Source organism: Aliidiomarina sp. (assembly GCF_022565475.1).
Lineage (GTDB): Bacteria > Pseudomonadota > Gammaproteobacteria > Enterobacterales > Alteromonadaceae > Aliidiomarina.
In genome coordinates, this window is record NZ_JAIUMR010000007.1 from 71,865 (window position 1) to 94,215 (window position 22,351).

The window sequence follows — 22,351 nt, forward strand, 5'->3', positions numbered from 1 at the left end:
AAGCATGTTGAACACAGATTAACAGCGCAAGTGAACGCTGTTGTCGATTTAAACCGCATACATGAAGTGCTTGATGGTTGGTAAAGAGCCCCAAGGAGTTTTAGACATGTCGAGTACAAATAAACTGGTTGTTGGATTGGCGCTAGGTTCCGGTGCAGCGAGAGGCTGGGCGCATATTGGTGTGATCCGTGCGCTAGAAGAAATGGGCATTGATATTAACGTGGTGACCGGTACGTCTATCGGATCATTAGTTGGCGGTGCTTATGCAGCGGGTAAACTTGATGAGCTGGAAAAGTGGGTGCGGGGAATGGACCGTTGGGCGGTATTTAATTTGCTCGATTTTGGCTTCAATACGGGTGGGATGCTCGGTGGCGAGAAAGTGTTTAATCACGCCCGTGAACGATTTGGTGCAACGGATATCCAAAGATTGCATCGCCGCTATGCGGCAGTTGCGACTGATTTGTATACCGGAAAAGAAATTTGGTTGAAAAAAGGCGATTTGTTCTCGGTTGCGCGTGCAAGTTGTGCGATGCCGGGGCTTTTGGCACCGAAATCGTTTGATGGCCGCTGGTTGGTCGATGGCGCCCTGGTTAATCCAGTACCGGTTTCGCTAGCGCGCGCGTTGGAAGCAGACTTCGTGATTGCGGTGCACTTAAATTCTCAAGTTCATGTTGATGATAAAACACCTGCGGCGGATCAGTCACCGCAAAGTGGGCGCGATAAAAGCGCAAAGGAAGCCAAAGAAGCTAGTGACCAGAAATTTGACGATGACGATCAGAACGCATTTCAAAGCTTTCTGGCGCGCAGTGGCAACTTTATGTCCGATGTTCGCAAGAAGTTTAGTCGCGAGCCGAAATCGCCAAGCATGTTGGGCGTGATGGCGGGTTCGATTGATATCATGCAAGAACGTATTACCAAAGCAAGAATGGCCGGTGATCCTCCGGACATTCTGTTGCAACCCAAGCTGGGTGATATAGGTTTGCTGGAATTTGACCACGGAAGTGATGCGATTGATATTGGCTATGAGACAACGATTCGTCTTAAAGATTTGATTCTTGATGAACTGAGGATTATGAAAAAACGTCGAAATGGTGGCCCACGCCGCGACTAATCGCCGTAACATTACGGAACCACTGCAGGGGCATCGCTAGGCGCAATAAAAAAGGACAACCTTAGTCGGTTGTCCTTTTTCGTTGCGCTGAAGGGGTTATTCAGCGTTTTGCTTCATCTCATCTTCCATGTTTTCGAAGGTGTTTTGAATATCACGCTCGGGATCTTGGGTCAGCTTACTCACCAGCACGATAGCAATTGTCGCAAGGAGAACACCCGGGACCATTTCATATAAATGTGTACTTAACGGTGCGCCGTTAATCGGCACGTAAATCCAGAATAATACGGTCAGGGCACCGACCACCATGCCAGCTAACGCGCCCCAACGGTTCATGTACTTCCAGTAGAGACTAAGAATAATCAGTGGTCCGAATGCGGCGCCGAACCCAGCCCACGCATTGCCGACTAAGCCGAGAATAGTGTCACGCGGCACCCACGACAAGCCGATTGCCACCAAGGACACCAGTAGTACTGAAACTCGGCCAGCGAACACTTGAACTTTGTCGGAAGCCTCTTTGTGTAAGAAGCTTTTATAAAAGTCTTGAGTAAGCGCACTCGATGTCACCAATAATTGCGATGAAATTGTACTCATAATCGCTGCTAAAATTGCCGCCAAAAGGAATCCGCCTACCAATGGGTGGAAAAGAATTTGCGAGAGGACGATGAAGATCGTTTCGGCATTGGCCAAGGAACCGTCTGGGCTCATGTACGCATTACCAGTCAAACTACCACCATAGACTTGGACGTATGCCGCACCGGCGATACCGGTTAACATGGCGCCAATAATGGCGACAATCATCCACGTCATGCCAATCCGACGAGCGACCTTAAAGTCTCGAACGGATTTAATCGCCATAAAACGCACAATAATGTGCGGTTGACCAAAGTAACCAAGCCCCCACGCAAGCAGCGAAACCACGCCTAAAAAGGTTGCACCGTAAAATGGATCGAGCATGCCAGGGTTCAGGTTCTCGACTTGGCTCACGACCTCACTGGTACCGCCGAGCACAGAGAAGGCGACGAGCGGCACCATAACCAAAGCGATGAACATAATGCAGCCTTGAACGAAGTCGGTCATGCTGACTGCCAAAAAACCACCAATTAAAGTGTATGCAACCACCACACCGGCGGTTAATAGCAAGCCATAGTGATAATCCATACCAAATGCATTTTCGAACAAGGTGCCGCCAGCGACGAGCCCTGATGAGGTGTAAAGGGTAAAGAAAACAATGATGACCACTGCGGAGACAAGACGTAACAGGCGTGAGTTGTCTTGGAAGCGGTTTTCGAAGAAGTCAGGAATGGTAATCGAGTCTTTCGCCATGTAGGTATACATGCGTAAGCGCGGTGCAACGACACGGTAATTGATGTAAGCACCGGCGACGAGGCCGATTGCGATCCAAACTTCAGAGAAACCGGCGACAAAGAAGGCACCGGGAAGCCCCATCAGCATCCATCCACTCATGTCTGATGCGCCCGCGGAAAGGGCTGTCACGCCGGGGCCTAAACGGCGCCCGCCAAGCATGTAATCGGATAAATCGCTGGTTGACTTGTAATAGCCATAGACGCCAATGGCGAGCATTGCGACAAAATAAAGCGCAAGTGAAATCAGTGTTCCTGTTTCCAAAATGAAGACTCCTGTTGTGTGGCGTTTTTATTATCGTTTTCGCTAACGTTAGTATGTGGAGTTCAGAAGGTTTAGCAAGCGAATTGCTACAAAACTTTTGCTAAACAGCCCGAACCAAGGTTCGATATCGTTCTAACCGGCAACACGCTAACAAAATGTGTGCCTGTTCTCAAGGTCACACCGACTGGACGTCTAGTTATAACGCCGAAACGTCTTAACTCGACGACGTGCGGGTGTTCCGTTGTAGTTCTGAGGTTAACATCATTTCTGTATATTGTTCTTTCGGTGCATCAAAGACATCGGCAACGACACCATATTCGAGAATCCGACCATCTTCCATGATGATCACCTCATCAGCCATGTGGCGCACGATTTCCGGGCTTTGTGAAATAAAAATATACGACATCTTTAAATCGCGCTGTAAATCGAGCAACAGATTAATGATTTGAGCACGAACCGATGAGTCCAACGTCGCCAAGGCTTCATCGGCTACCAGTAGTTTAGGTTGTAAAATAATCGCCCGGGCAATACTGGCCCGCTGTTTTTGTCCTGTGGACATCATATGGGGATAGAACACCATGTGTTCAGCAAGCAAGCCAACCTGCTGTAGCGTACGCATGATTCGCTCTTGCCGTTGCCGCGCATTCAACTTGGTGTTGAAGAGTAATGGCTCTTCCAGCTGTCGACCTAAGGTCAAATGGGGGTTCAACGACGCATCGGCGTCCTGAAAAATCATCCGGATATGCTGAGCACGTTGCTGATAATTACCCGGTTGCAGCTCTTCGTCAGCAAATAGAATTCGGCCTGACGTCGGTGAGCTAGCGCCGCTGATAAGCGCTGCTAAGGTTGATTTTCCGGAACCATTGGTACCCATGATAGCCATGGTCTTGCCTTGTTCGAGTGTGAATGAAACACCGTCAAGGGCAACAAACTCTTTAACTTTAAATAAGCCTTCGCGTTGAGAGTAAACCTTGCGTAATTCTTCCACTTGCAATAATGCGCTCATATTAGTCCTCCAGATTAACCGGATGATGGCAAGCAAAGTGGTGATCACGGAGCTTGGTTTGACTGGGAAAGTTGATGCACTCAGGTTTTGCGTACGGACAGCGCGGGCCAAGGCGACAGCCAATCGGTAGATGCTGTAACGTCGGTTCAACGCCAGCTAAGGTTGGTAATTTTGTTCGCGGTTCGGACTCCGCTTGGCGATACAAGGATGTACTTAAAAGGGCCTCAGTATAGGGATGATGCGGTCGGGTTAATAATGCGTCCGCTGCACCAGATTCCATCAGCTGGCCACTGTAAATCATCGATATGCGTTCGGTTTGCGGCATGATTGCGCCCAGATCTTGGCTGATCATCAACATCGACATGCCGTAACGCGCATGGAATTGTGCAAGCAAGCGATAAATTTGCTGGCGAGTTGCTGGCTCCATGGTGGATGTGGGTTCGTCGGCAATGAGTAACTTCGGGCGATGGGCAATGGCGCTGGCAATCATGATTTTCTGTGCGGCGCCTTCGGAGAGTTCGTGGGCATAAGATTGCATCATGTCTGCGTGGTTTTTAATACCGACCCGATGCAGCAGGGTAATTACCTTTTGTTTGCGTTGACCACGCCGTTGCCACCAAGAACCGGTTAAATCACGGTCGAGAACCGCTTCACTGAGTTGTTCACCAATGGTGATATTCGGATCAAGATAGCTTTTTGCATCTTGGAAGATCATCGCAATATCAACACCGATGATGTTTCGGCGTTGCTGTGGGGTTAAATTGAGTAAATCAGTGCTTTCAAACCAAACACGATCGGCGGTGACTTGCCAGCGAGGACTTAAAAAGCCCATGATGGCGCGAGCAATCAGGCTTTTTCCGGAACCGGACTCGCCCACCAAGGTATGGATTTCACCTTCGTTAATTTGCAAATTCACACGATCCAGCACGTTGACGAGACCGGTACTCGTTTGCGTGCGAATGGTGAGGTTACGAATATCCAATAACATGGTTATTGCTCCAGCTGCTTTTGAATGGCTTGACGCAAGGTTTCGCCCACTAGGTTAACGCTGACGAGGGTCAAAAATAGGGCGAGCCCAGGAAGTGCCATGACCCAAGGTGTGACGTATGCAACTTCTAAGCTTTGGGCCAGCATGGATCCCCATTCAGGCGTGGGTGCTTGGGCGCCGAGGCGCAGGAAGCCCAATGCAGTAATATCAAAGATCGCGACCGAGAGTGCGATGGTGAACTGAATAACCAGTACCCGAACAATATTGGGGAAGAATACCATGGTCAGAAGATAAACATCGCTGACCCCATTCAAGCGGCTGGCGGTCACATAAGGCTTGCGCCGTTCATCATGAATGGCATTGCGGGTAACGTGCAAAAATTGCGGGATCATCACCAGACCAATGGCGAGTAGGGCATTGCTAAGGCCGGGGCCGGTAATGGCAATGACAACTAAAGCCAACAACAGTGAAGGAATTGACATCAAGACGTCGAGAATATGCTTTAACGTCGAACTTTTAACGCCAACGGTCATGGCCGCCACCGCACCAAGTAACATGCCAATTGTAGCGGAGATCAAAACGACTAGTAGAGGTAAGGCGAAGCTGTAACGAGCGCCATAGATGAGTCGCGTGATCATATCGCGACCGAGCTCATCGGTGCCAAGTAAAAAACGCACATCACCCGCTGTTGACCACGCGGGCGGCAGTGAGATGGCATCAATAAATTGTTGATTGGGTCCATACGGGGTCAGTAAGGGGCCGAAAACACTCAAGAAAATGATGAAACTCAGTAAGTAGAGTGCGCCCATCGCAAATGCATTGCGACGAAACTCGAGCCACACGCGTTCGAGCGGTGACGGCATCCGTTCTTCATAATACAAGTTAGGACGAGGCATAGAGATCTTTCCTCACTTGTGGGTAACGCCAGGCGTGAAAGAGGTTCAGGAGCACATGGCTAACAAGGATCAACAAGCCGATGATCAGCAAGCCCCCTTGAATGACTGGGTAATCGCGCTCGAAAATACTGCGTACTAACCAATTGCCTATACCGGGCCAAGAGAAAATCACTTCAACAATCAGTGTATTGGCGATTAAGAGGCTCATGAGACTACCCAGTTGGCGAATCACTTGTTGCATCGCATTGGGAATGGCATGGGACCAAACAACGCGTCGGGTGGACATCCCTTTTGCGTACGATGCGACAATATAATTTTTAGTTAAGACTTCGAGCATACTGTTTCGGGTGAGACGAATCAGTAGCATCATGGGCATTACGGCTAAAACAATGATGGGTAGAATCATGTGTTGCAGGGCACTCAAGTAGGCGCCGGAAAGATTATCGGGCTGGGCAAGTGCAATGTCGATCACGATCGAGCCGGTGACCGCCGGAATTTCATAGAGAGGATTAATTTGACCGGCGATTGGTGTTAAACCGAGATGCACGGCAATCACCAGGATTGCAAGCTGAGCAAGCCAAAACACAGGGACTGAATAGCCGGCAATACTGCAGCCAAGAATGAGTATATAGCTTGCTCGCCCAGGCTTAAGTGCGGCTAACACGCCGAAACTAACGCCGGGTATCCAAGCCAGTAATAAGACGAAAAAAATGACCTCGAAACTGGCGCCAAAACGAACTTTAAGCTGCTCAAAAACAGGCGCACCGTCTAATAATGAACGGCCCCAATCGCCGTGCAACAAATGTTGAACATAGGCGATGTACTGGGCAACGACGCCACGGTCGAACGCACGCGCTGCGAATGCGTCGGCATAGTCTGGATGGTCGGGGAATAGCCCGCTGCTATTGGTCATTGCCTCGCCGGTAAACCAATAACTCAGACAAAAAGTAAACAGCGTCAGCGCAAACACCGTAAAAATTAACAAGATGCATTGTCGCAGTAAGTAGCGAGTCATTAGTCGTGCTCCTTCGCGTTAGCCTGCTCGGGAGCTTGATCCGGCTTCAAGCGACGGGCGTGACGGAGCTCGATGCCGCCGAATGGCAGTAGCTCCAAGCCCTCAATGAAGTCACGACTGGCTTGAAAGCGGACTGAGTGCGCAATGGGTAAAAGCGGTACTTCGGTGGCCAGATATTCTTGTGCTTGTTGATAAAAATTTTGCCGAGTCGTCAGCAGCTCGGTGCGAATCGCTGCGTCGAGCAACTCGTCGAACATGGGATCGCACCATTGCGCACGGTTGTTGCCACTGAGTTTTGCCGAACAACTGAGTAGGGGGCGGAAAAAGTTGTCAGGATCAGCGTGATCTGCTGACCAACCGATTAACACGCTGTCGTGTAGGCCTTCAGCAAGACGCCGTCGAAAGGTACTCCACTCATAACTGACAATGGTGGCGCGGACACCAATGCGAGCAAGATCAGATTGGATTCGTTCGGCCATTAATCGTGCATTGGGATTATAAGCGCGTTGCACCGGTATCGCCCATATATCCATATTAAAGCCATCGGCATATCCTGCTTCTCGGAGCAGTTCACGCGCTAGTTCAGGATCATAAGTGTAGGCCTCAGGCAATGGATGATGCGCCCAAGAGGTATTCGGCAGAATAGAATCAGCTCGGACCGCATGTTCAAAATAGACCGCACGAAGAAGAGCATCTCGATCCACCGCGTGGGCTAAAGCTCGGCGAACTAAGGGATCATCAAACGGTGGTCGTTCCGTATTAAATGCCCAAAATGCAGTGTTCGGACTGACTGCAGCTTGTAATTTGATGTAATCGCGTTGTTGTAGCCATTCAACATCGCGAGCGGGCGGATAGGGTGAAATATCGCAATCCTGAGTGAGTAGCATGAGCATCCGCTTGTGATCACTTTGGGTGATCCGAAAGACCAGTTGCTCACTTGCCGCTGGCTCACGCCAATAGTTCTCATGGCGGCTATAACGGACTAAGACGTCTTTGCGAAATTCGCGAAACCGAAATGGGCCAGTACCGATCGGTAGTTGGTCAATTAGTTCAGGCGTGCCAGCGGCGAGCATCTGAGCGCCATATTCTGCCGACAAAATAATGGCAAAATCGGAGGCTAAGTTGGCCAAAAAGGAGCTGTCCCGCTGTTTTAAACGTATTTCAACGGTGCGTTCGTCAAGCGCGTCGACGGACTCGATTAAATTATGAATACCACTGGCGGTAAAAAATGGATAACCGCGCCCTGAGACATAATGGAAAGGGTGCGATGGCTCAAACCAGCGGCGAAAACTAAAGACGATGTCTTCAGATTGTAATGGGCGTGACGGGCTGAAATACGCAGTGTCGTGAAACTCGACGTCATCGCGCAGGGTGAATGTATAACGCAAGCCGCTTTCGTCGACGGACCAGCGTTCAGCTAGCGCTGGAACGTAACGATTGCTGCGGTGGTCATATTCAATAAGCCGGTCATACAATTGTGCTGCTGTCATATCGAGCGTTGTTCCCGACGTTACTAACTGCGGATTGAACGACTCTGGGTTTCCTTCAGCACAATAGAGTAGACCTTGGGCGTTCATGTTGGCTGCTTCTTGCGGATTGCAAGCGGTCAACGCTGGCAGCGTTAAGAGTGCTGCCACCATGGTCAGCCAACGCGCATTAGTCTTCACTTTGCGTGCCTTCTAGCAGCTGATACTTCTTCAAATAACCACGCAGCTGATGATAGGTTAGCTGTAGCGCTTCTGCGGTCTTTTTTTGATTAAACTGGCAGTGCTGCAGTGCTCGATTGAGCAACTCGATTTCGAATTCTTGTGCCACTTGCTTAAAGTCCAGCGGTTGACTGAAGTCTGTCGGAAAACTCGATGAGTTCTCAGGCGCCGTTGTTGCACTAGGGGGCGCCTCCGTCAACGGCGCACTTGCACCATTGGTCAGCGCAGGTGCTGCGGTCGATTTCGTGTTGGGTCGCCAAGGACTTTCAAACGGATTGAGGATAATCTCATTGACCGGCAGCTGGGCGCTGTTTAATCGGTAAAGACTGCGTTCGACCACATTTTTTAACTCGCGCACATTGCCTGGCCAATGGTAGCTCAACAGCGTTTCTCTTGCTTTGCTGGTGAACCCAGAGAAACAGTCGAGTTGCAGCTCGCGCGCCATTTGAATGGCAAAATGTTCGGCGAGTAAAATAATATCGTCTCGACGCTCGCGTAGTGGAGGCAGCGTAATGACGTCAAACGCGAGCCGGTCGAGCAAATCGGCACGAAACTTATTCTGCGCTGCAAGTGAGGGCAAATCTTCGTTCGTCGCCGCAATCAATCGAACATCGACTTTGACTGGACGGGTGCCACCAACGCGCTCGAACTCACCATATTCAATGACACGCAGCAACTTCTCTTGGACGAGTGGCGACGTCGTCGCCAGCTCATCGAGAAAGAGCGTACCTTTGTCTGCGCGCTCGAAGCGACCTTCATGGCGTTTGCTAGCGCCAGTAAATGCGCCCGATTCATGGCCAAACAATTCACTATCGAGCAGGTTGTCGTTGAGAGCCGCGCAATTAAGTTTTAAGTAGGGTTGGTCCCACCGCAATGAAAGGTAATGTAAGCGCGCCGCAATGAGCTCTTTACCGGTACCACGTTCGCCGATGATTAAGACTGGCTTATTTAATGGGGCAGCACGCGAGACCTGCTCTAAGACTTCGAGAAAGCTATTGGCCTCGCCGATAAGGTTTTCGTTATCACGAAACCTAGACATAGTTATGTTCCTGATTGGCTAATTTCACTAATTATTAGTCTAATTATTTAATTTTCACAAAAGTGATTTATGTATTACTTTTCTATTAAACTATAAAACGCACGTTTTTTCAGCTGGTTATGAAAAAATAAAAAGTTGGCATCGATTTTGTATATATATCAGTGACGCCACTGTTTGCAGTTTGTAGCGGGGCAGTCGACCAGAGTATGGTTGTTTCAACCGCAATGGATAGAGCCCGCAAGGGCAAACAGAAAACTTTTGTTACGAGGTACAAGTTATGGGTATTTTTTCACGCTTCACCGATATCGTAAATGCAAATTTAAATGCGTTACTCGATAAAGCCGAAGATCCACAGAAAATGGTGCGCCTGATCATTCAGGAAATGGAAGACACATTAGTGGAAGTTCGTTCCGTTTCAGCTAAAACTTTGTCAGAGAAAAAAGACTTAGTCCGTCAGTTGACTCGTTTAGAAAATGAAATCACTGAATGGGAACGTCGTGCTGAGTTAGCTTTAAGTAAGGACCGCGAAGATTTAGCGCGCCAAGCGTTGCTGGAAAAGAGCAAGTTGCAGGATACGCTGGATAGCTTACAAGCGGAAATTAACCGGGTCGATGATCACATCGAACGTTTAAGTGGTGAGATTGGCCAGCTACAAGAAAAGCTAGCTGATGCGAAAGCACGTCAGAAGTCAATTTTAATGCGTGAGCGCACCGTTAGTTCACGTCTTAACGTGAAGAAGACGTTAGACAGTGGCAAAGTTGACGATGCGCTGCATAAGTTTGAACGTTATGAAGCGAAAATCGATGATCTCGAGTCGCAAGTTGAAGCTTATGATATGGGTAAGAAGACTTTGGCTGACGAGTTCCGTTCGTTAGAGAGCGAGAATAAAGTGGATGCCGAACTAGAAGCTTTGAAAGCACGCTTAAAGAAAGATACTGCGAAAAAAGAAGACAAAGCATAAGATGTTAAACGTTGCCGCAAGGGTTGGTTGATCCTTGAATCACCAACCCTCTGCGAACCACGGCATGTGTCTGACTTGAGACAAGAATTAAAATGAGACAAGCATGACAAATATACAACATCACTTCGGTGATTTGACAGAGGTGGCACCATTTATGGACGTTGCAATTTTAGGCATGTTAATGACCCCCATCATTCTCTTTTTGATTTTCGTTGCGCCGATTTGGGTGATTCTCCATTACCGCAGCAAACGGAAACTGAATGAAGGGATGAGTAATGAAGATATGGATCGGGTGCGAGACTTGGCACGTCAGGCTGAAGAGATGCGTGATCGGATTCGAACCTTAGAAAGTTTATTAGACGCTGAGCACAGCAACTGGCGCAAAGAGTCACGTTAAGGAGACGACCATGAGTACTCCGAGAAAGCGAGAGCTATTAAGAGACGATACGCAAGGTAAGATCGGTGGCGTTTGCGCCGGCATCGCCAACTATTTTGGTTGGGAGCTTTGGGTCGTTCGAATTATTGCAGTGACGGCGTTGATATTGGCAACGAAAGTGACCTTTGTGGCATACGTGATAGCCTGGGTTGTCCTCGATAAACAATCGAAAGTAAAAAAGTCAGCGGCGAGTTATAGCGATGAAGAACAAACCATTCGTGAGGAAACGCGAATTGAACGGACTTCAGATGGCCGCACGATCGAAGTGAAAACCCGGGTGTGGGAAGCGGGAAAAGCACCGCATCAAGCCATGGATGATATTGAGCTTGAATTTGCTCGGATGGAAAAGACTTTACGCACAATGGAAACTTATGTGACATCGTCTGAATTTAGAGTACTTCAGGAATTTAAGTCACTGTAGAATTTTGCTTCTTACTTATAATTGAAGCCGACGCTCAGAACTGGGCGTCGGCTTTTTTGTGTTCAGCGTCGATTACCGATGTTGGTGATTTATGGAAAGAAAACCTTACAGATTTCGGTGGTACGAACAGTTGCCGATGATTGCCGCCTACGCTCGCTCTACCGTAAGCTTGCTTGCATCAAAATAAGAATAACAACATTGGAACAACAAGGTATGAAGGCAATGAAACCGTTACATCTGGAATCCTTAGTGATTCATGGCGGCGATGCACAACAGGATCCACATGGTGCATTGGTGAGTCCGCTGTATCAAACGTCAACGTTCGTTTTCCCTGATGCGGAAACCGGCGGGCGTCGTTTTGCGGGTGAAGAAGCGGGCTATATCTACAGTCGCCTCGGTAATCCAACCGTGAACCTTTTGGAGCAGCGTGTCGCCGCGTTAGAGGGTATGGAAGCAGGTGCAGCAGCCGCAACCGGAATGGGCGCTGTCGCAGCGGCGACGATGGCTTTTTTAAAGGCCGGTGACCATGTGATCGCTTCAGACTGTATTTATGGCTGCAGCTTTGCGCTGTTTTCGCACCTTTTTGAGCGGTTCGGTGTAAAGGTGTCATTTGTCGACCTCAGTGACTCCAAAGCTTTCGCCGCAGCGTTCCGAGCCAATACCAAACTCGTTTTTTTAGAAACCCCCGCAAACCCGCATTTAAAGCTCATTGATTTAAGCTCAGTAGGCGAAATTTGTGCCCGTCACCCCGACGTTCGTCTGATTGTCGATAACACCTTTATGACGCCGTTATTGCAGCGGCCGGGAGACTTTGGTGCGCACCTCGTGGTACACAGCGCCACTAAGTACCTCAATGGTCACGGTGATGTTGTCGCAGGTGTCATTACCGGTAGCCAAGAAGACATACATTTAATCAAGATGACGACGTTGAAAGACATGGGGGCGACCATGTCGCCGCACGATGCATGGCTGATTACGCGTGGTCTAAAAACACTTGCGTTGCGAATGCAACGTCATTGCGAAAGTGCAACGGTTGTGGCCGACTTTTTAGTTAAACATCCGGCGATTGAAAAGGTTTACTTTCCCGGACTGAATGATCATCCTGGCCACGAATTAATTGGCACTCAGATGAAATCTGCTGGCGCTGTTATTGCATTTGAATTGCGCGGTGGTTATCAAGCGGGTGTGCAGCTACTGAATCGCCTGAACATGATTCGTGTGGCGGTAAGTTTAGGCGACGCCGAGTCATTGATTCAGCATCCTGCGTCGATGACGCATTCGCCGTTAACACCTGAAGCGCGCGAGCAAGCAGGGATTACGGACGGTCTTATTCGTATCAGTGTAGGGCTAGAGCAGGTCGACGATATTATCGCCGACTTATCGCAAAGTCTTAGCCAACTAAAACATTCAACCGCCAGCGCCAACGGCGCAAGCGTATCGGAGGTTGCACAAGTATGAGTAAAAAAGAAAGTAAATACGTCTCGAAACAGCCGGACAGTGACGGCATTATTCACTGGACGGCGGAAGAAAATCAGATCTGGCATGATCTCGTTGCCCGTCAACTTGAGATCATTCCCGGCAAAGCTTGTGACGAGTATATGGAAGGCCTGCGTTTACTTGATATGCCCAATGATAGAATCCCGCAATTACACGAGATCAATAAAGTGTTGCAGGAGACGACCGGCTGGCAAGTTGCGCAAGTACCTGCGTTAATTCCGTTCGACGAATTCTTCCGTTTGTTAGCAAATAAACAATTCCCGGTGGCGACGTTTATTCGTTCACGTGAAGAATTTGATTATTTGCAGGAGCCGGATATTTTCCACGAGATTTTTGGCCATTGTCCGTTGCTGACGAATCCAGCATTTGCGCACTTTACGCACCAATATGGCAAGCTCGGTTATGCTGCAAGCCCGAAAGAACGGGTTTATTTAGCTCGTTTGTACTGGTTTACTGTTGAATTTGGCTTACTTAAAACTGCCGATGGCTTGCGTATTTATGGCGGCGGAATTCTGTCATCACCCGGTGAGACCCGCTATGCATTAGAAAGTGATAAGCCTGAACGCAAGCCGTTACGGCCGTTAGATGCCCTGCGTACGCCGTATCGGATCGACATCATGCAGCCGGTGTATTACACCCTCGATAGTGTCGATCAGCTATTCGAAATTGCAGATATGGACATGATGGCTCTGGTTGAAGAAGCGATGGAGCTTGGTCTGTTTGAGCCTAAGTTTCCGCCGAAGAACGCAGCTTAAATTTTTACCTTTAACAAACATAGAAATTGGAAATAGAAATGTCAGATTTATCAACAATGAAATGTGAAGCTTGCCGCGCTGACGCCCCGAAAGTGAGTGACGATGAGTTGGCCAGCTTAATTCGTGAGATCCCTGATTGGGCTGCGATTGTGCGCGATGACGTCATGCAGCTTGAGCGTGTCTATAAATTCAAAAACTTCAAACAAGCACTCGCGTTCACCAATAAATTGGCTGAGCTTGCTGAAGCTGAGTTCCATCACCCAGGAATTTTTCTGGAGTGGGGTAAAGTCACCGTGACTTGGTGGACTCACGCCATTGGTGGCTTGCATAAGAACGACTTTATCATGGCCGCCAAAACGGATGCCTTGCTAAACGACTAAGGCTATTCATCACGTCAAACATGCATGAAATTCGAGAGACAGCATGTCACTGCGGTGGCCTGCTGTCTTTTTTCGTAGTAGCCCTGTATAATTTTATTTACAGTGCAGTATAGCTGCGATGCTTATGATGGTACCCCGATGCGTTTGGAAATTACTTGTCGTGATCGTTTAGGCCTATGCCAAGATGTGTTGACGATTCTGCGTGAGAATGAAATCGACTTGAAGGGCATTGAAGTTGATCCAGTAGGGAAAATATACCTCAGTTTCCCTGATATTGAATTCAGTGATTTTCAATTAGTGATGTCGAAAATCCGTCGTATCCCCAATGTTGAAGACGTTAAAACCATTCCCTATATGCCCACTGAACGTGAGCACTACGAATTCAACTTACTTTTGAGTACGTTACCGAATCCTGTGTTTTCTTTGGATTCACGCGGCCGTTTTGATGTAGTTAATTCAGCCGCTGCGGCGTTACTCGATGCGGATAAAGATGCATTGAAAGGTGCTCCAGCCAATGAATATGTTGGCAGTTTTAATTTGACTAAATGGCTCGACAAGCAAGCACAAGAGGCCAGTATTGAGTATCTTCAGCTCGGTAGTGCGAACTATCGAGCGACGCTGTTGCCAATTTGGGTGAATGATGCCGATGGCACGCCCAATTTTGCGGGTGCGGTGATTCACTGTCAGTCTGAGCCGCTACCGTTGCGCGTTCGCGACGGTGAGCAACAATCGCCATTCAGCCAGATACTTACTCAGCACGCGGCAATGAAACGTTTATTGAAAGATGCTGAGCGCATGGCACAACTCGATGTTCCGTTATTAATTGAGGGCGAAACTGGGGTTGGTAAAGAACTGATTGCACGTGCTTGCCACGAAGCTGGAAATCGCAGTCAACAGCCATTTCTGGCGGTCAACTGTGGTGCCTTACCTGATAATGTCGCCGAAGGAGAGCTGTTTGGCTATGGTGCTGGGGTATTTCCTCATCATCCCCAAGGTAAGAAGGGCATTTTCGAACAAGCGCAAGGCGGCACGGTTTTACTCGACTCTGTGGGTGATATGTCACCGGAGTTGCAAGCTAAGTTACTACGTTTTCTCGAAGACGGCCGTTTCCGCCGGATTGGCGAGGAACAAATGGTTCGGGTCGACGTGCGCTTAGTTTGCTTGTCACGTGGTGATTTATTTGAGCGCGTTGAAACCGGTGGATTTCGCGAAGATCTCTTTTATCGCTTAAACGTGTTGTCACTGCAATTACCACCACTGCGCGACCGCAAGGGTGACGTTACCTTGCTTGCCGAACATTTTCTGCACAAATACAGCCAGCAATTACAGCGTTCACCCGTTCGCTTAACACCAAGTTGCCGTGATTATTTAGCTAGTTACACGTGGCCGGGTAATATTCGGCAGCTCGAAAATACCTTGTTTCGTTCCATTTCCATGCTCGAAAAAGAAGTCCTCGAGCCGAATGATATCAAGTTACCGGAAATGTCGGTGGTCAATGATCAGTTAGCCATTGATATTGAAGACGGCGGATTAGAAGACGCGGTTAAGCGTTTTGAAAGTACGTTATTGCGGCGACTCTATCCCAGTTATCCATCTACCCGCCAGCTGGCGCGCAAGTTAGGATTAAGTCATACCGCGATCGCAAACAAGTTGCGAGACTATGGCATTGGCAAACAACGTAAACGTTAAACCCATTCGCTAAGAAAAAGCGGTGTACAGTTTTAGATACACCGCTCCTGCGCTATCGTAAAGAAAGGTTTACATTTAACTCGCGCAATGCCTTGTGGACTAAGGATGTAAACTAAAGATTACAGCTGGTTTCTTTTTGTTCGGCGATGAATCCGCTCGCGGACACTGGCCTTACTTGGAACATTAACGCTATAACAGAGTCGGAATTTTACATCTGCCCACTAGAGGCAACGTTATTGGTGCATGCACGGGTAACGTACAACTGAAGAATAGAGAGAGGAAGTAATTATGACTGACCATATCAATCCATTGGGTACTGACGGTTTTGAATTTGTTGAATATACCGCAGCAGACCAAAAGGGCATTGATGCTCTGAAACAACTCTTCGTGCAATTAGGCTTTACTGAAGTCGCAAAACACCGTCGTAAAGACGTGTGGTTATACAAGCAAAATGACATCAACTTTATCGTCAACGGACAACCGTCCTCGCATGCTGAGGCGTTCGCGCGCGAGCACGGCCCGAGCGTGTGCGGTATGGCGTTTCGCGTCAAAGACGCAAACCACGCGATGGCGCATGCCATGGCTAATGGTGCGAAAGAGTTTAAAGCGGATGTTGGCGCTATGGAGCTTAACATTCCAGCGATCTATGGTATCGGTGAGAGCGCGTTGTATTTCGTTGACCGCTACGGCAAGCAATCGATCTATGATGTTGACTTCCGTTTTTATGACAACTGGGAAGAGAGCATGAATAGCTTCCAAGTGGGCATGGACTATGTCGACCACCTCACGCATAACGTCTTCCGTGGCAACATGGACCTGTGGGCCGGTTTTTACGAGCGCATCGGTAACTTCCGCGAAATTCGTTATTTTGATATCGAAGGCAAGCTGACTGGATTAGTGAGCCGTGCGATGACGTCACCGTGTGGCAAGATTCGCATTCCAATTAATGAGTCACATGACGATAAGTCACAGATTGAAGAGTATCTGAAAGACTACAACGGTGAAGGTATTCAGCATATCGCGTTATCGACCGACGATATCTATACAACGGTGCGGACGTTGCGTGAACGGGGCATGGAGTTTATGCCAACGCCGGATACTTATTACGACAAAATCGACGAGCGCGTTGAAGGCCACTCTGAAAATGTCGATGACTTGCGTGATTTACGTATTTTGATTGACGGTGCGCCAATGAAAGATGGCATTCTGTTACAAATCTTTACCAAAACCGTTATCGGTCCTGTGTTCTTCGAGATCATCAGTCGGAAAGGTAACGAAGGCTTTGGTGAAGGTAACTTCAAGGCCTTGTTCGAGTCGATCGAAGAAGACCAAATTCGTCGTGGAGTATTAACTGATGCGTAAATGGATCTCATTTCCGAAGCAGGTGGGTACGGCTTCGCGCCAAGCTCATGCTGACTTTCCGGAAGAGGCGATCTACGAGCGTGAAGCCGGCCGAAGTGGTTTCTTCGGCCCCGCCACACATTTCCATCACACCCATGCACCAACCGGTTGGAGCAATTGGGAAGGACCATTGCGTCCGCGTTGCTTTGACTTCAATAAACTGACGGGTGTGGACTCAGCTTCGCCTTGGATTGCCGAAAACTTATTGTTCAATGCACACTGCAAATTCCGCATTTGGCACCTTCATGAGCCGATGAAAAAGCTGGCGCGGAATGCCGACGGTGATGATTTATTGTTCGTTCACGAAGGCGCTGGCGAGTTATTTTGTGACTATGGCCATTTGACCTTGCGTGACGGTGACTATGTGGTAATTCCGCGCTCGACCAACTGGCGGATTGAGCCAACGGCACCGATGCAATTGGTGATGATTGAAGCCACAAATGGCTCGTATCAGTTACCCGAGAAGGGCTTGGTTGGAAATCACGCAATTTTTGACCCTGCGTGTTTAGATGTGCCTGAGATTGATGATGCGTTTAAGGCGCAGTACAGCGAAGACGAGTGGCAAGTTGAAGTCAAACGTCATGGTCAAGTCTCGGTCGTAACATTCCCGTATAACCCGTTGGACGCTGTCGGTTGGCACGGTGATTTAGCGCCGGTACGGATTAATTGGCGCGAGTTTCGGCCATTGATGAGTCATCGTTATCACTTACCACCATCAGCGCACACAACCTTTGTGGCTGACCGTTTTGTGGTCTGTACCTTTGTGCCACGTCCGATTGAAAGCGATCCGGGTGCGCTGAAAGTACCGTTCTACCACAATAATGACGACTACGATGAAGTGTTGTTTTATCACGCAGGTGACTTCTTTAGCCGTGACAACATTGATCGTGGTATGGTCACTTTCCATCCGGCCGGCTTTACCCATGGACCACATCCAAAGGCGTTTAAAGCAGGGCAGGAATACAAGAAGAAATTCACTGACGAAGTCGCTGTGATGTTAGATACGCGTGATGCGTTGGAAGTTGGCGAAGCCGCAAACGCGGTGGAGAACCCTGACTACGTCTACAGCTGGCAGGAGAAAAAATAATGAAGTTAGCGACTTATCGTGATGGCAGCCGCGATGGCAAGCTCGTCATCGTTAGCCGCGATTTAACGCGCGCGATCGCAGTTCCGGAAATTGCGCGGACGTTGCAGTCTGCACTCGATAATTGGGAACAACTGCAGCCGCGCCTGAATAAGGTTTATAACGCATTAAATGAGGGAACGTTAGAAGACGAATTCGCATTTGACGAAACCGCTTGTGCGAGCCCATTACCACGCGCTTATCATTGGGCCGACGGCAGTGCGTATGTTAATCATGTCGAATTAGTCCGCAAAGCACGTGGTGCTGAAATGCCGCCCAGTTTCTGGGAAGATCCGCTCATGTACCAAGGTGGCTCGGATGCATTTATTGGCCCGCGTGAAGACATTCCATTGGGTTCAGAAAGTTGGGGTATCGACTTTGAAGGTGAAGTTGCGGTCGTGACGGGTGATGTACCCATGGGCACCCAAGCTGCAGACGCGCGGTCGTATGTACGCTTATTAATGCTCGTTAACGATGTCTCTCTACGTGGCTTAATTCCAAACGAGTTGGCAAAAGGCTTTGGTTTCTACAACTCCAAGCCAAGTTCAGTGTTCTCGCCAGTTGCGGTAACTCCGGACGAACTGGGTGGCGCATGGCAAGAAGGGAAAGTGCATTTGCCACTGCGTTCGACCTATAACGGTGCGTTGTTCGGTTATCCGAATGCGGGTGAAGACATGACCTTCAATTTTGATCGCCTGATCCAGCATGCGGCCATGACGCGTCCGCTATGTGCCGGTACGATTATCGGCTCCGGTACAGTATCGAATAAGCAGGGTACGGATCACGGTAGTGCTGTGAGTGAAGGCGGTGTCGGCTATAGTTGTATTGCTGAAGTACGCATGATCGAAACCATTCGCGATGGCAAACCAAGCACCGCTTTCATGAAATTTGGTGACACCATTCGAATTGAAATGCTCGATACCGATGGCCACAGTATTTTCGGTGCGATCGACCAACAGGTCGTTGAGTACAAAGGACCGAAGGCGTGATCCCGAAACTCTATGGCTACTGGCGTTCGTCGGCGAGCTATCGCGTTCGGATCACTTTGGCACTGAAGGGTATCGACTATGAGTATGTGCCGGTGCATTTGCTGCGCGATGGTGGCGAACAAAAATCCGTCGCTTATCAAACGTTGAACCCGGCCCAACTCGTACCGACCTTGGAGATTGTTGATGCGGTGGCGAATCAGCCACTAAAACTAAATCAATCCTTGGCGATTATTGAGTACTTAGATGTGCGCTTTCCAGAGCCCAAGTTAATTCCGGACGATCCAGTGCAAGCTGCGGTGGTGCGTATGCTGGCCTTGGATATGGCGGCGGATTTACAGCCAGTGACGAATTTGCGCATTTTGCAAGCACTGACGACAACCTTTGGGTTGCCGGAAAGTGCCAAGGGTGAATGGATTCAGCTCTGGGTCACACGCACGTTTGCCGCATTCGAGAAGCGTCTACGTGATACTGCGGGTAGGTATTGTGTCGGTGACACCGTGACGTTAGCCGATGTTTGCTTGATGCCTCAGGTTTACAATGCTCAGCGCTTTAAGGTCGACTTAACACCGTATCCGACCTTGCTACGTGTCGTTGAAAATCTCGAAGCACTGCCTGCGTTTCATGCTGCAGCGCCAGAACAGCAGTCCGATGCCAACACTTAACGCAAATATCGTGAACATTACCTAAGAATCGCCCAGCATGACTTATCATTGCTGGGCGTTTTTGCTTTAATAAAGTGTTTCGATTCTATTGAATAACCGAACACCAAATCCTGTGTCAGGCTTTGTAAACAAGGAAACGATAATGAAAAGACAACTTGCAGTTGCGATAAGCGCAGCATTTTTTGCTGCTGCCTGTGCGAGTAGCGGAGCAGGGCAGCAGGCCGCTGATGCCGCATGGTATACCAGCGAAACATTAACACCGAACACAGTGCCGGTTGGCCTCGGTCCACAGGCGACTGACGGTAATTTCCACATGACGCAAATCATGGCAGATCCGGACTGGTTAGGTCGTTTCCCGGAGCAAGCCTATTGGTCATGGGACGGTCGCAGTGTATTGTTTAATCGCAAACGCGAAGGCAGCCCGCAGCGTGATCTTTACCTGCGAGGATTGACTGCGGGTGGTAACGGTGAACAAGTTGCGCTGGCGGAATTACATGCCCATGCTTATCGCAATGCGGTCCAGAACGCAGATCGTAGCCTGCGTGCCTATGTATTTGAGCGCAATATTTTTCTACTTGATAACACCAATGGTGATGTCCGTCAGCTTACTCGTGACACACAGAACAAGACAGATTTACAGTTTTTAGCTGACGGCCGGCTTAGTTTCCGTAGTGGTAACGACTTTTATGCGATGAACTTGAGCACGGGCTACACTGAGTTGGTGTTGTCATTACAAACTCAAGACGAGCCAAAAGCTTTGGAAGAGCCCAAAGATATTTTGGCGCAAGAAGAAGTGGACTTAATCGTGTATAACCAAGTCCAGCGTCGAATTCGTGAAGAACGGTTTCAAGATCAACGCGCCTTGGTTGCGGCCAACGCAGCTGTGGCTCCAGCACCGATTTATTTAGGACGTGGGGTTCAAGTTGCAGAAGTCAGTTTGTCTCCGACCGCGGATCGTGCGTTGGTTGCAGTAACACAACCGCAAAGTTGGCGTGGTGACGGTGATTTAATGCCACGTTACGTGACAGAAAGTGGTCGTATCGAGAATCAAGATGTTCGTCGTCGAGTCGCTGATGCCAAACCGGTTAATCACACTTTATACCTAATCGATATTGCTTCTGGTGAAAAGACTGAGCTGAGCTACGACACCTTGCCGGGTTTTGACGAAGATGTTTTGAAGTCGGTGCGGGAAGAGAATTACGCGGCAGAAGGCAAGACTTACGTGAGCGAACCGAAGCCGCGCGCGATTGAAGTGATGGCGCGTTGGTCTGCTCAGGACGGTAATATTAACTGGAAAGCCGACGGTTCTGCGGTCGCCATCATGCTGCGTGCATGGGACAACAAAGACCGCTGGATCGCAACAGTCGATTTTGCTGAAGGTCAATTAGTGAGTCAGCACCGTCTCCACGATGAAGCGTGGATTAATCGTGATTTCAATGCGTTTAATTGGTTGCCGAATCAAAACGCGTTGTGGTACCTGTCGGAAGAGAGCAACTATTCGCATTTATATGTGAAAAACCTCGACAACAATCGCGTCAGTCAGCTTACTTCGGGTCGCTACCTCGTCGATCAAGTGACTTTGAATGCAGCTGGCGATACTTTCTATTTTCAAGCGAACAAACCACATCCGGGGATCTTTGAAATTTATCGGGTACCTGTTAGCGGTGGTGAGGTTGAACAGTTAACTGACCTCGGCGGCATGACCTCGTATCAGCTTAGTCCCAACGAAGATCGTTTGTTGCTGACGCATTCGAGCGTTCATCAGCCACCTGAGGTGTATGTGCAAGACGCCCAACCGAATGTGGCGGCAATGCGTTTAACCGAAACCGTGTCTGCTGAGTTTGTCGCAAAACCTTGGCCACTGCCGGAGATCGTGCCGGTTCCGTCGAGCCATGTGGACGATCCAATCTATAGTCGTGTTTATGTCCCCGCTGATTTTGACGCTGAGCGCGCAGAGCAATACCCTGCGGTGGTGTTCATTCACGGTGCCGGTTATTTGCAGAATGCCCATGCAGGTTGGTCAAATTACTTCCGTGAATTTATGTTCCATAGCAAGCTGACGGAACAAGGCTATGTGGTACTTGATCTCGATTTCCGCGGCTCTGCGGGGTACGGTCGTGATTGGCGCACAGCGGTTTATCGTCAAATGGGCTGGCCTGAAGTTGAAGACTTAGTCGACGTCGTCAACTGGTTAGGTGAGCACCGCAATGTCGACGTTGAGCGTGTCGGCACTTATGGTGGCTCTTACGGCGGCTTCTTGACCTTTATGTCGCTGTTTAATGAACCAGGTTTATTCAAAGCCGGTGCAGCATTGCGTCCAGTGACCGATTGGGCCCATTACAATACCGGCTACACCTCAAATATCTTGAATTTACCGCAAGACGATATGATTGCTTATCGTCGCAGTTCACCCATTTACTTTGCCGAAGGGCTGGAAGATGCGCTGTTGATCAGCGCACCAATGGTTGATGACAATGTGTTCTTTCAAGACTCGGTGCGTTTGGTGCAGCGGTTGATTGAGTTAGAGAAAGAGAACTTTGAAACGGCAATCTTTCCTGTTGAACCGCACGGTTTCGTGCAGCCTTCAAGTTGGCTTGATCAATATCGTCGTATCTACAAATTATTTGAAGATAACCTGAAGTAATTGCTA

The 22,351-nt window shown here is 49.0% G+C and carries 20 protein-coding genes; 13 read left to right on the top strand and 7 right to left on the bottom strand.

The genetic code is table 11. The features are described 5' to 3' along the window. Positions 1–106 precede the first annotated feature (106 nt). Complete coding sequence (rssA, locus tag LAT77_RS07695) at positions 107–1,111, top strand: patatin-like phospholipase RssA (protein WP_290563978.1); 1,005 nt, start codon at positions 107–109, stop codon at positions 1,109–1,111. Positions 1,112–1,207: 96 nt separating this feature from the next. On the opposite strand, the gene putP is transcribed toward rssA, so the two are convergent. The 7 genes from putP to pspF all read right to left on the bottom strand — a co-directional run bounded on the left by putP (position 1,208) and on the right by pspF (position 9,387). Continuing rightward, entirely contained in the window at positions 1,208–2,737 is a 1,530-nt protein-coding gene (gene putP / locus LAT77_RS07700; protein ID WP_290563979.1) for a sodium/proline symporter PutP, read from the bottom strand. 214 nt (positions 2,738–2,951) lie between these two features. After that, positions 2,952–3,743: an ATP-binding cassette domain-containing protein gene (locus LAT77_RS07705; protein WP_290563980.1), complete on the bottom strand. Its 792-nt coding sequence runs from the start codon at positions 3,741–3,743 to the stop codon at positions 2,952–2,954. Position 3,744: 1 nt separating this feature from the next. Further along, positions 3,745–4,731, bottom strand: coding sequence for an oligopeptide/dipeptide ABC transporter ATP-binding protein (locus tag LAT77_RS07710; RefSeq protein WP_290563981.1), 987 nt, complete (start codon positions 4,729–4,731; stop codon positions 3,745–3,747). A gap of 2 nt (positions 4,732–4,733) precedes the next feature. Next, positions 4,734–5,627 (bottom strand): ABC transporter permease subunit, encoded by an 894-nt coding sequence (locus tag LAT77_RS07715; RefSeq protein ID WP_290563982.1) that lies wholly within the window; start codon positions 5,625–5,627, stop codon positions 4,734–4,736. Further along, a complete protein-coding gene (locus tag LAT77_RS07720; RefSeq protein WP_290563983.1) occupies positions 5,614–6,642 on the bottom strand; it encodes an ABC transporter permease in 1,029 nt (342 codons plus the stop codon). The genes LAT77_RS07715 and LAT77_RS07720 overlap by 14 nt, the downstream gene beginning before the upstream one ends. Beyond that, positions 6,642–8,309 (bottom strand): ABC transporter substrate-binding protein, encoded by a 1,668-nt coding sequence (locus LAT77_RS07725; RefSeq protein WP_290563984.1) that lies wholly within the window; start codon positions 8,307–8,309, stop codon positions 6,642–6,644. The genes LAT77_RS07720 and LAT77_RS07725 overlap by 1 nt, the downstream gene beginning before the upstream one ends. Continuing rightward, the gene (gene pspF, locus LAT77_RS07730) at positions 8,299–9,387 is read right to left on the bottom strand and encodes a phage shock protein operon transcriptional activator (RefSeq protein WP_290563985.1); all 1,089 of its coding nucleotides are present in this window, start codon (positions 9,385–9,387) and stop codon (positions 8,299–8,301) included. Before pspF ends, LAT77_RS07725 begins: the two co-directional genes overlap by 11 nt. Positions 9,388–9,664: 277 nt before the next feature. On the opposite strand from pspF, the gene pspA reads away from it, so the two are divergent. The 12 genes from pspA to LAT77_RS07790 all read left to right on the top strand — a co-directional run bounded on the left by pspA (position 9,665) and on the right by LAT77_RS07790 (position 22,345). Then, on the top strand, positions 9,665–10,348 hold the full coding sequence (gene pspA / locus LAT77_RS07735; protein ID WP_290563986.1) for a phage shock protein PspA: 684 nt from the start codon (positions 9,665–9,667) through the stop codon (positions 10,346–10,348). Positions 10,349–10,502: 154 nt separating this feature from the next. Further along, positions 10,503–10,745, top strand: a complete 243-nt coding sequence (gene pspB / locus LAT77_RS07740; protein WP_290564053.1) for an envelope stress response membrane protein PspB — start codon at positions 10,503–10,505, stop codon at positions 10,743–10,745. Between the two features lie 10 nt (positions 10,746–10,755). Further along, complete coding sequence (gene pspC, locus LAT77_RS07745) at positions 10,756–11,205, top strand: envelope stress response membrane protein PspC (RefSeq protein WP_290563987.1); 450 nt, start codon at positions 10,756–10,758, stop codon at positions 11,203–11,205. 222 nt (positions 11,206–11,427) lie between these two features. Further along, positions 11,428–12,663: a methionine gamma-lyase gene (gene megL / locus LAT77_RS07750; protein ID WP_290563988.1), complete on the top strand. Its 1,236-nt coding sequence runs from the start codon at positions 11,428–11,430 to the stop codon at positions 12,661–12,663. Beyond that, positions 12,660–13,457 carry a phenylalanine 4-monooxygenase gene (gene phhA, locus LAT77_RS07755; RefSeq protein ID WP_290563989.1) on the top strand — a complete coding sequence of 266 codons (798 nt, stop codon included), beginning with the start codon at positions 12,660–12,662 and terminating at the stop codon, positions 13,455–13,457. The genes megL and phhA overlap by 4 nt, the downstream gene beginning before the upstream one ends. A 38-nt stretch (positions 13,458–13,495) precedes the next feature. Beyond that, positions 13,496–13,837 carry a 4a-hydroxytetrahydrobiopterin dehydratase gene (locus tag LAT77_RS07760; protein WP_290563990.1) on the top strand — a complete coding sequence of 114 codons (342 nt, stop codon included), beginning with the start codon at positions 13,496–13,498 and terminating at the stop codon, positions 13,835–13,837. Positions 13,838–13,975: 138 nt separating this feature from the next. After that, entirely contained in the window at positions 13,976–15,526 is a 1,551-nt protein-coding gene (tyrR, locus tag LAT77_RS07765) for a transcriptional regulator TyrR (protein ID WP_290563991.1), read from the top strand. 288 nt (positions 15,527–15,814) lie between these two features. Then, on the top strand, positions 15,815–16,888 hold the full coding sequence (gene hppD, locus LAT77_RS07770; protein WP_290563992.1) for a 4-hydroxyphenylpyruvate dioxygenase: 1,074 nt from the start codon (positions 15,815–15,817) through the stop codon (positions 16,886–16,888). Then, the gene (locus tag LAT77_RS07775; protein ID WP_290563993.1) at positions 16,881–18,014 is read left to right on the top strand and encodes a homogentisate 1,2-dioxygenase; all 1,134 of its coding nucleotides are present in this window, start codon (positions 16,881–16,883) and stop codon (positions 18,012–18,014) included. The genes hppD and LAT77_RS07775 overlap by 8 nt, the downstream gene beginning before the upstream one ends. Further along, positions 18,014–19,039 (top strand): fumarylacetoacetate hydrolase family protein, encoded by a 1,026-nt coding sequence (locus LAT77_RS07780; RefSeq protein WP_290563994.1) that lies wholly within the window; start codon positions 18,014–18,016, stop codon positions 19,037–19,039. The genes LAT77_RS07775 and LAT77_RS07780 overlap by 1 nt, the downstream gene beginning before the upstream one ends. Further along, positions 19,036–19,701 carry a maleylacetoacetate isomerase gene (gene maiA / locus LAT77_RS07785; RefSeq protein WP_290563995.1) on the top strand — a complete coding sequence of 222 codons (666 nt, stop codon included), beginning with the start codon at positions 19,036–19,038 and terminating at the stop codon, positions 19,699–19,701. Before LAT77_RS07780 ends, maiA begins: the two co-directional genes overlap by 4 nt. A 142-nt stretch (positions 19,702–19,843) precedes the next feature. Further along, positions 19,844–22,345: a prolyl oligopeptidase family serine peptidase gene (locus tag LAT77_RS07790; protein ID WP_290563996.1), complete on the top strand. Its 2,502-nt coding sequence runs from the start codon at positions 19,844–19,846 to the stop codon at positions 22,343–22,345. The last annotated feature ends 6 nt before the right edge of the window (positions 22,346–22,351 follow it).

Coding starts and splice junctions, on each gene's coding strand:
- rssA (WP_290563978.1), top strand. CDS start 107: ATGTCGAGTACAAATAAACTGGTTGTTGGATTGGCGCTAGGTTCCGGT.
- LAT77_RS07705 (WP_290563980.1), bottom strand. CDS start 3,743: ATGAGCGCATTATTGCAAGTGGAAGAATTACGCAAGGTTTACTCTCAA.
- LAT77_RS07710 (WP_290563981.1), bottom strand. CDS start 4,731: ATGTTATTGGATATTCGTAACCTCACCATTCGCACGCAAACGAGTACC.
- LAT77_RS07715 (WP_290563982.1), bottom strand. CDS start 5,627: ATGCCTCGTCCTAACTTGTATTATGAAGAACGGATGCCGTCACCGCTC.
- LAT77_RS07720 (WP_290563983.1), bottom strand. CDS start 6,642: ATGACTCGCTACTTACTGCGACAATGCATCTTGTTAATTTTTACGGTG.
- pspF (WP_290563985.1), bottom strand. CDS start 9,387: ATGTCTAGGTTTCGTGATAACGAAAACCTTATCGGCGAGGCCAATAGC.
- pspA (WP_290563986.1), top strand. CDS start 9,665: ATGGGTATTTTTTCACGCTTCACCGATATCGTAAATGCAAATTTAAAT.
- pspB (WP_290564053.1), top strand. CDS start 10,503: ATGGACGTTGCAATTTTAGGCATGTTAATGACCCCCATCATTCTCTTT.
- pspC (WP_290563987.1), top strand. CDS start 10,756: ATGAGTACTCCGAGAAAGCGAGAGCTATTAAGAGACGATACGCAAGGT.
- megL (WP_290563988.1), top strand. CDS start 11,428: ATGAAACCGTTACATCTGGAATCCTTAGTGATTCATGGCGGCGATGCA.
- phhA (WP_290563989.1), top strand. CDS start 12,660: ATGAGTAAAAAAGAAAGTAAATACGTCTCGAAACAGCCGGACAGTGAC.
- LAT77_RS07760 (WP_290563990.1), top strand. CDS start 13,496: ATGTCAGATTTATCAACAATGAAATGTGAAGCTTGCCGCGCTGACGCC.
- tyrR (WP_290563991.1), top strand. CDS start 13,976: ATGCGTTTGGAAATTACTTGTCGTGATCGTTTAGGCCTATGCCAAGAT.
- hppD (WP_290563992.1), top strand. CDS start 15,815: ATGACTGACCATATCAATCCATTGGGTACTGACGGTTTTGAATTTGTT.
- LAT77_RS07775 (WP_290563993.1), top strand. CDS start 16,881: ATGCGTAAATGGATCTCATTTCCGAAGCAGGTGGGTACGGCTTCGCGC.
- LAT77_RS07780 (WP_290563994.1), top strand. CDS start 18,014: ATGAAGTTAGCGACTTATCGTGATGGCAGCCGCGATGGCAAGCTCGTC.
- LAT77_RS07790 (WP_290563996.1), top strand. CDS start 19,844: ATGAAAAGACAACTTGCAGTTGCGATAAGCGCAGCATTTTTTGCTGCT.